Source organism: Streptomyces sp. NPDC037288 (genome assembly GCF_055603265.1).
This window is the reverse complement of record NZ_JBVJVY010000061.1, coordinates 23,529-30,053: the sequence shown is the minus strand read 5'-3', so window position 1 is coordinate 30,053 and position 6,525 is coordinate 23,529. Positions and strand designations below refer to the sequence as shown.

The 6,525-nt window shown below is 71.8% G+C and carries 5 protein-coding genes; 1 reads left to right on the top strand and 4 read right to left on the bottom strand.

Going from position 1 to position 6,525, the window contains the following annotated elements:
• Positions 1-336: 336 nt before the first annotated feature.
• The gene (locus tag ACZ7GZ_RS38135) at positions 337-888 is read right to left on the bottom strand and encodes a MarR family winged helix-turn-helix transcriptional regulator (protein WP_471031723.1); all 552 of its coding nucleotides are present in this window, start codon (positions 886-888) and stop codon (positions 337-339) included.
• A 110-nt stretch (positions 889-998) separates the two neighbouring features.
• Here ACZ7GZ_RS38135 and ACZ7GZ_RS38130 point away from each other — a divergent pair, with 110 nt between their 5' ends.
• Positions 999-2,288 carry an MDR family MFS transporter gene (locus tag ACZ7GZ_RS38130; RefSeq protein ID WP_471031720.1) on the top strand — a complete coding sequence of 430 codons (1,290 nt, stop codon included), beginning with the start codon at positions 999-1,001 and terminating at the stop codon, positions 2,286-2,288.
• 63 nt (positions 2,289-2,351) lie between these two features.
• Here ACZ7GZ_RS38130 and ACZ7GZ_RS38125 read toward each other — a convergent pair whose 3' ends face one another.
• From ACZ7GZ_RS38125 to ACZ7GZ_RS38115, 3 genes are all read right to left on the bottom strand, one after another.
• The gene (locus ACZ7GZ_RS38125; protein WP_471031718.1) at positions 2,352-3,155 is read right to left on the bottom strand and encodes a class I SAM-dependent methyltransferase; all 804 of its coding nucleotides are present in this window, start codon (positions 3,153-3,155) and stop codon (positions 2,352-2,354) included.
• A 64-nt stretch (positions 3,156-3,219) separates the two neighbouring features.
• A complete protein-coding gene (locus tag ACZ7GZ_RS38120) occupies positions 3,220-4,872 on the bottom strand; it encodes an ATP-binding SpoIIE family protein phosphatase (protein WP_471031716.1) in 1,653 nt (550 codons plus the stop codon).
• Positions 4,873-5,003: 131 nt separating this feature from the next.
• Complete coding sequence (locus tag ACZ7GZ_RS38115) at positions 5,004-6,383, bottom strand: NAD(P)/FAD-dependent oxidoreductase (RefSeq protein WP_471031714.1); 1,380 nt, start codon at positions 6,381-6,383, stop codon at positions 5,004-5,006.
• Positions 6,384-6,525 lie beyond the last annotated feature (142 nt).

The window sequence follows — 6,525 nt, the reverse complement described above, 5'->3', positions numbered from 1 at the left end:
TTTCCCTTTCCGGCGGTTCCGACTCTATCAGACCCTTTCGGTGTCTGACTCCCAGTCAGCGGGCTTGTCTTCCCGGCCGTTGGGCCGTTCCGACGTCTCAAACCTTAGCGGATCCGCTCGGCGTTTCCCAATCGGGCCACCGGGCTTCCCGTCGAATTGAATTCGGGCATGCCGAAAACAACCCGTGCGGGAGATCATGCTGATGATGTGAGTGGTGCCGCTCGAGGCGGCTGAGGTGTTACTGCGGAACCGTTACGGCCCCGTGGCAACCCGAAGAACTTTACGGAACGGGGAGGGACGTGTCAACCGGCCCCTGTCAAGATCTTTTCTGCACCCTCAGTCGAGGTCGCTGAGGCGACCGCCGGCATCCGGCTGGGCGTGTTCCACCCTGCGCAGGAGGCGGGTCAGCACCTCGCCGAGGACCGCTCGCTCGGCCGGCGTGAGGTCCTGGAGCAGGTCCTCCTCGAAGACGGTCGCCAGGCGCATTGCCTCCAGCCACTTCTCTCGCCCCTCCGGGGTCAGCTCGACGATGACCCGTACGCGGTTGGATTCGTCCCGCTCACGGGTTACCAGTCCCTCGGAGACCATGCGGTCGATCCGGTGGGTCATCGCGGCCGGGGTGAGGCCGAGGCGCTTGGCGAGGTCGCCGGGGCCCATGCGGTACGGGGCGCCGGAGAGGACCAGGGCCTTGAGGACCTCCCACTCGGCGTTGCTGATGCCGAGGGCGGAGGTCTGGCGGCCGTAGGCGACGTTCATGCGGCGGTTGAGCCGGGACAGCGCCGACACGATCTTCTCGACCTGGGGGTCGAGGTCCCGGAACTCGCGCTGGTAGGCGGCGATCTGCTCTTCGAGCGTCGGCTCTGTGACGTCGGGGGCGGTGTCGGCCATGGGCGCAGTATCGCACGCAGCGCCTTTGCCTTGAAGTCCTTCGGTGTGTACTCTTTAGCTTCAAACTTTAGCTTTGAAGTCTTCACACCTAACTAGTGAGAGAGGTGAACGTGACCAGGGCGATGGGCGCAGCGATGCGCCGGATCCACGTGGGCAACGCACTCAGCGCGTTCGGGCTCGGTTTCACGGTCCCGTACCTGTACGTCTATGTGGCGCAGGTGCGGGGGCTGGGAGCCATGACGGCGGGACTCGTGCTCGCCGTCTTCGCCGTGGCCGCGCTGATCGTGCTGCCGTTCGCCGGCAGGGCGATCGTGCGGCGCGGCCCGCTGCCGGTCCTGCTCGCCGCCCTGATCACCGCCGCGCTCGGCGCGCTGAGCCTGGGCTTCGCGGGCAGTGCCGCCACCGTCCTGCTGTCGGCCGCGGCGCTCGGTGCCGGGCAGGCCGTGATGCAGCCGGCGCTGGCGACGATGATCGTGGACTGCTCCTCGGCCGACACCCGGTCGCGGGCGTTCGCGATGCAGTTCTTCCTGCAGAACCTGGGGCTCGGCATAGGCGGCCTCATCGGCGGTCATCTCGTCGACACCACGCGCGTGTCCTCGTTCACGCTGCTGTTCGCGATCGAGGCGGCGGTGTTCCTGCTGCTGGTCGGCGTGACGGCGACGGTGCGGATGCCGCACTCGCCGCGGATGGAGGAGGTTCCCGCGGGGTCGGCGAAGGGCAGCTGGAAGCAGTTGCTCGGGAACCGGGCGATGGTGCAGCTGTGTGTGCTGGGCTTCGTGCTGTTCTTCGCCTGCTACGGCCAGTTCGAGTCCGGGCTGAGTGCGTACGGTGTCGAGGCCGCCGGGATATCCACCTCCGCGCTGGGGACGGCCCTGGCCGCGAACACGCTGATGATCGTGGTCGCCCAGTTCGCCGTGCTGAAGTTCGTGGAGCGGCGTCGGCGGTCCCGGGTGATCGCCGGGGTGGGTCTCATCTGGGCCGTCGCCTGGCTGGCCGCCGGGTACGCGGGGCTGGGGCACGGCAGCCAGGAGATGGCGACGGCCGCCTTCGTGTCGACGTACGCGCTGTTCGGGCTGGGTGAGGCGATGCTGTCGCCGACCGTCGCGCCGCTGGTCGCCGATCTGGCGCCGGAGGGCATGGCCGGGCAGTACAACTCGGCGTTCGCGCTGGTCAAGCAGCTGGCCCTGGCCGTCGGTCCGGCGGTGGGCGGGCCCCTGGGCGCCTCGCTGCACGCGCCGTACATCGTGACCTTCCTGCTGTTCTCGCTGGGGATCACCGTCCTGGCGCTGCGGCTCGGGCGGCGGCTCACCGCCGTGCAGGACCGGCCGTGGGCGGCGCGCGAGACCCGGGTGGTGGCGCGCGGTGGTGCGCCTGCGGAGCCGGTGGCCGCGGAGGCGTGAGCGGTGGTCGAGTACGGCCGTCACCTTCGGGTGGCGGCCGTTGCCGTATGCCGGTCGGTGGCGTCAGCGGGTCGCCGTGACCAGGATCGCGGTGAAGGGGAGCGTGGCCGTGGCGTCGGCGGCGGTGTGGCCGGCGAGCTCGTCACGGACCGACCGGGCCGCCCGGGTCAGCGCCTCCGCGCCGCCGGCCTTCGTGATCAGGCTGCCCCACAGGGCGGACAGGTGGTCGTGGGCGTAGGTGTCCAGCGGGGGCAGGGTGATGCCGAAGGTGACCTCGCGGTGGGCGGTGTCGCGGTAGCCGGCCGTGTGAAGGGCGGTGGTGAGCTGTTCGGCGGTGGTGGTGAAGGCGCGTGCGAAGTGGTGGGACGTGTGCGGGCCGCCGTACCGCTGGATGGCGTGCTGCTGGGCGAGGAAGTAGGGATGGCGGTCGACGGGGGCCCAGACGGTCGCCCCGAAGCGGCCTCCCGGGCGGGTGACCCGGGCTGTCTCGGCGAGTGCGGCGCCGAGGTCGGGGAAGAACTGGGCGCCCTGCTGGCAGAGGACCGCGTCGAAGGCGGCGTCGTCGTACGGGAGGTGGTCGGCGGGGACCGCCGTGAAGTCGATGTCCGGGTAGAGGCGGGGGTGGCGGTCCCGGGCGACCTGGATCACGCCCTTGTCGATGTCGGCGCCACAGACCCGGCCGGTGGGGCCGACCAGGGCGGCGGCCGCACGGGCGGCGAAGCCGGTACCGCAGGCGAGGTCGAGGACGACGTCTCCGGGGCCCAGGTCCACGGCGTCGACCAGCTCGGCCACGAAGGGTTCCATGATCGGGGCACTGCAGGTGTCGTACGCCTCGGGGCTTTCGCTGCCGCCGTGTGTGTCTGCCATGGGTCAGCTTGTAACACCGGTGCTCGCCTCGCGGGGGACGCCGCGCGGGAGGGCGTGGCCGCGGTCAGTGCTTTCCCTTCGGCAGGACGAACTCGCACCAGACCGCCTTGCCGCCGCCCGGGGTGCGGCGGCAGCCCCAGCTGGAGGCGATCGTCGCCACGATGGCGATGCCCCGGCCGGACTCGTCGGCGGGTTCGGCGCGGCGGCGCCGGGGCAGGTGGTCGTCGCCGTCGGTGACCTCGATGATCAGACGGCGGTCGGTGCGGCGCAGACGCAGGCGCATGGGCGGGGTGCCGTGCTGGAGGCTGTTGGCGACGAGTTCGCTGGTGGCGAGGACGCCGAGGTCGTGCAGTTCGGCGGGGAAGCGCCAGCTGGTGAGGACGCCGGAGGCGAAGGCACGCGCGCGGGGGGCCGCTTCGACGCCGCCGAGGAGTTCCAGGGCGGCGTTGCGGAAGAGGTCGCCGTCGGGGCCCGTACGGGCGGGGTGCTGCAGGACGAGGACGGCGACGTCGTCGTCGTGGTCGGCGGTGACGCCGGCCGAGCGGACCAGGCGGTCGCAGACCACCTGCGGGGTGCCGGTGGCGCCGGCGAGGGCGCCTTCGAGTGCGGCGATGCCCTCGTCCAGGTCCTCGTCGCGGCGCTCGACCAGGCCGTCGGTGTACAGGACCGCGGTGGCGCCGGGGCCGAGGGCGATGGAGCCGGAGGAGTGCATCCAGCCGCCGGTGCCGAGCGGCGGGCCGGTGGGTTCGTCGGCGCGGCAGACCGTGCCGTTCTCGTCGCGGACCAGGATCGGCAGGTGGCCGGCGGAGGCGTACACCAGGCGGCCCTCGTTGGGGTCGTGGACGGCGTAGACGCAGGTGGCGATCTGGTTGGGGTCGATCTCGGCGGCGAGGCCGTCGAGGAGCTGGAGCACCTCGTGCGGGGGCAGGTCGAGGCGGGCGTACGCCCGGACGGCCGTCCGCAGCTGGCCCATCACCGCCGCCGCGCGCACCCCCCGCCCCATGACGTCACCGATGACCAGGGCGGTGCGGCCGCCGCCGAGGGTGATCACGTCGTACCAGTCGCCGCCGACCGCGGCCTCGGTGCCGCCGGGCTGGTAGGTGGCGGCGATGCGCAGGTCGTCGGGCTGTTCCAGTTCCTGGGGGAGCAGGGAGCGCTGGAGGGTGACGGCGGTCTCGCGCTGGCGGCGCTCGCTGGCGCGCAGGCGTTCGGCGGCCTCGGCGTGGTCGGTGACGTCCGTGGCGAACACGAGTACGCCGCCGTCGCGGTCGCCGTCCTCGGCGACGGGGGTGCAGGTGAAGGTGTAGGAGCGGCCGTCGACGGCCTTGCGGGACTTCAGGGTGCGGGGCTTGCCGCTGCGCAGCACCTGGTCGAGGAGCGGGAGCAGGCCCAGCTCGGCGAGCTCCGGGAGCGCCTCGCGCGCGGGTGTGCCTGTGGGCCGTGCGCCGAAGGCCGCCGTGTAGGCGTCGTTGACGTAGCCGATGCGGTGGTCCGGGCCGTGCACGAGCGCGACGAGGGCCGGGACGCGGTCGAGGACGTCGCGGGCGGGCAGTTCGTCGACGGCGGGCACCGGGGATGTGCCGTCGGCCGGCTGTTCGGCACGGGCCGCGGGCACGGAGCCTTCCCCCCACCGGTCCGGGGGGACCGCGGTGTCGGTCCGCGCGGCGGCGCGGCGCTGCGTTCCGGGGAGCCGGGCGCTCCAGCGCGTGAAGTTCACTTGGGAAGAAGCCTCGTGGGTGCTGTGGGCGGGTGGGTGACCCGTCCGCGGACGTGGGGCAGTCTGACAGGGGCGGCGCCGCGGCGACATCCGTCAGACGCCTGGGCGGGCCGGGTAGTTCCTGGGTCCGGTCAGGACGACCCCTTCGGGTTGTCCGAGGGGTTGTGAGGAGGCTTTCCACCGGCCGCGAGTTCGAACTCCGCTCGCGGATGTTCGAGTGAACCGAGGGAGACGATCTCCCGTTTGAAGAGACCGGCGAGGGTCCATTCCGCCAGGACGCGGGCCTTGCGGTTGACGGTGGGCACCCTGCTGAGGTGGTAGACGCGGTGCATCAACCAGGCAGGGTAGCCCTTCAGCTTGCGCCCGTAGAACTGCGCGACGCCCTTGTGCAGGCCGAGGGAGGCGACGGAGCCGACGTACTTGTGCGCGTACGTCTGCAGCGGTTCGCCGCGCAGCGCGTGGGCGATGTTGTCGCCGAGGACCTTGGCCTGGCGTACGGCGTGCTGGGCGTTCGGCGCGGTCTCGGTGCCGGGTTCGGCGGCGGTGACGTCGGGTACGGCCGCCGCGTCGCCCGCTCCCCAGGCGTGTTCCGCGCCGTCGACGGTCAGCTGGGCGGTGCACTTCAGCCGGCCGCGCCCGGTGAGCGGCAGGTCGGTGGCGGCGAGCAGCGGGTGGGGTTTGACGCCGGCGGTCCACACGACCGTACGGGTCGGGAAGCGCTGGCCGTCGCTGAGGACGGCGACGCGGTCGGCGCAGGATTCCAGGCGGGTTTCGAGGAGCACCTGGATGTTGCGGCGGCGCAGCTGGGTGACGGTGTAGCGGCCCATCTCGGCGCCGACCTCGGGCAGGATCCGGTCGGAGGCCTCCACGAGGATCCACTTCAGGTCCTCGGGGCGGACGTTGTGGTAGTAGCGCGCGGTGTAGCGGGCCATGTCCTCCAGCTCGGCGAGCGCCTCCACGCCCGCGTAGCCGCCGCCGACGAAGACGAAGGTGAGGGCGGCGTCGCGGATCGCGGGGTCGCGGGTGGAGGAGGCGATGTCCATCTGCTCGATGACGTGGTTGCGCAGGCCGATGGCCTCTTCGACGGTCTTGAAGCCGATGCCGTACTCGGCGAGGCCCGGGATGGGCAGCGTGCGGGAGATCGAGCCGGGGGCGAGCACGAGTTCGTCGTAGCCGAGGAGTTCGGCCGTCCTGCCCTCCTCGGCGGTGGCGAGTGTGTGGACGGCGGCGGTGCGCACCGCGTGGTCGATGGAGGTGACCTCGCCGACGACGACGTGGCACCGGTGCAGGACGCGGCGCAGCGGTACGACGACATGGCGAGGGGAAATCGAACCCGCGGCTGCTTCGGGAAGGAAGGGCTGGTACGTCATGTAGGGGTCGGGGGTGACGACGGTGATCTCGGCCTCACCCCGTTTGAGCTCGCCCTTCAGCTTCCGCTGCAGACGCAGGGCCGTGTACATCCCGACGTAGCCGCCGCCGACAACCAGAATGCGCGCACGTTCCTTCACCATCCCATGACGCACCCGGCGCAGGTGTTTGTCCACAGCCCCGGCAACTTGTGTGACGGGCGACCGGGTGTGCACGGGGCCGGGCGCGGTGTCCGGGCGGGATGAAAGGGGGCAGGTCACCGGGGGCGGGCGAGGCGGATCGAAG